The 2,004-nt window shown below is 53.9% G+C and carries 1 rRNA gene; it reads right to left on the bottom strand.

Features of this window, described 5'->3' with window-relative positions:
* A 23S ribosomal RNA gene (locus tag LU279_RS13405) occupies positions 1-2,004 on the bottom strand; the annotation flags it as partial.

Here is a 2,004-nt window from a genome sequence, read left to right as displayed (position 1 = left end):
TTGGTCAAGCCCTCGACCTATTAGTAGCAGTCAGCTCCATACGTTACCGCACTTCCACCTCTGCCCTATCTACCTCGTCGTCTTCAAGGGGTCTTACTTCTTTCGAATGGGATATCTCATCTTGAGGGGGGCTTCACGCTTAGATGCCTTCAGCGTTTATCCCTTCCAGGCTTGGCTACCCGGCCGTAGACTTGGCAGTCTAACCGGTACACCAGCGGCCCGTCCATCCCGGTCCTCTCGTACTAAGGACAGCTCCTCTCAGATATCCTACGCCCACGCCGGATAGGGACCGAACTGTCTCACGACGTTCTGAACCCAGCTCGCGTACCGCTTTAATGGGCGAACAGCCCAACCCTTGGGACCTACTACAGCCCCAGGATGCGATGAGCCGACATCGAGGTGCCAAACCACTCCGTCGATGTGAACTCTTGGGAGTGATAAGCCTGTTATCCCCAGGGTAGCTTTTATCCGTTGAGCGATGGCATTCCCACTTAATACCACCGGATCACTAAGCCCTACTTTCGTACCTGCTCCACCCGTCGGTGTCGCAGTCAAGCTCCCTTCTGCCTTTGCACTCTGCGAATGGTTTCCGTCCATTCTGAGGGAACCTTTGGGCGCCTCCGATACCCTTTCGGAGGCGACCGCCCCAGTCAAACTCCCCGCCTGGCATTGTCCCACCGCCGGGTCACGGCGGATGGTTAGAAACCCAATACTGCAAGGGTGGTATCCCAACAGCGACTCCCACACAACTGGCGTTATGTGTTCCTCGTCTCCCACCTATCCTGTACATGCAGCACCGGATCCCAGTACCAAACTGGAGTAAAGCTCCATGGGGTCTTTCCGTCCTGGCGCAGGTAACCAGCATCTTCACTGGTACTTCAATTTCACCGGATGCATTGTCGAGACAGCGCTCAAATCATTACGCCTTTCGTGCGGGTCGGAACTTACCCGACAAGGAATTTCGCTACCTTAGGACCGTTATAGTTACGGCCGCCGTTTACTGGGGCTTAAATTCAAAGCTTCGACTTGCGTCTAACCTCTCCTCTTAACCTTCCAGCACCGGGCAGGCGTCAGCCCATATACCTCACCTTTCGGTTTCGCATAGACCTGTGTTTTTGCTAAACAGTTGCTTGAGCCTATTCTCTGCGGCCAGGTCTCCCTGGCACCCCTTCTCCCGAAGTTACGGGGTCATTTTGCCGAGTTCCTTGACAATGCTTCTTCCGCCGGCCTTAGGATTCTCTCCTCATCCACCTGTGTCGGTTTACGGTACGGGTACGGTATAAACTATAGCGGCTTTTCTTGACGCACAGCTCACGGACTTCCCTACTTTCTTTCGGTCCGCATCGTGGCTTCCCATTGACACACGGATTTGCCAATGTGTCTGGTACCTCACTTGCACCGGGCTTTCCGTTCCCGGCTTCCGCTTTCTGCACGTGTCCCCACAGTTCTGTTATACCGCAGTACAGGAATCTCCACCTGTTGTCCATCGGCTACGACTCTCGTCCTCGCCTTAGGCCCCGACTTACCCAGGGCAGATCAGCTTTACCCTGGAAACCTTGGATATTCGGCCATAAGGATTCTCACCTTATTCTCGCTACTCATTCCGGCATTCTCTCTTCCATGCAGTCCACAGCTCCTTCCGGTACTGCTTCTTCCCGCATGCAATGCTCCTCTACCAATGTATCACTACATTCCTTAGTTTCGGTGGCGCGTTTCAGCCCCGGACATTTTCGGCGCAGGACCTCTCGACCAGTGAGCTATTACGCACTCTTTGAATGGATGGCTGCTTCTGAGCCAACATCCTGGTTGTCTTTGAAATCCCACATCCTTTTCCACTTAACGCGCACTTTGGGACCTTAACTGAAGGTCTGGGCTCTTTCCCTTTCGACTGCCCAACTTATCTCGTGCAGTCTGACTCCCGGTAAGCAATTCTGCGGCATTCGGAGTTTGATATTCTTCGGTAGGCTTTGACGCCCCCTAGGAAATTCAGTGCTCTACCTCCGC

Origin of the sequence: Blautia sp. XA-2221 (assembly GCF_028767025.1) — a bacterium.
In the GTDB taxonomy this organism is placed as follows: domain Bacteria; phylum Bacillota; class Clostridia; order Lachnospirales; family Lachnospiraceae; genus Blautia_A.
Note: the sequence above shows the minus strand (reverse complement) of the source record. Positions and strands in the feature narration are given on the sequence as shown.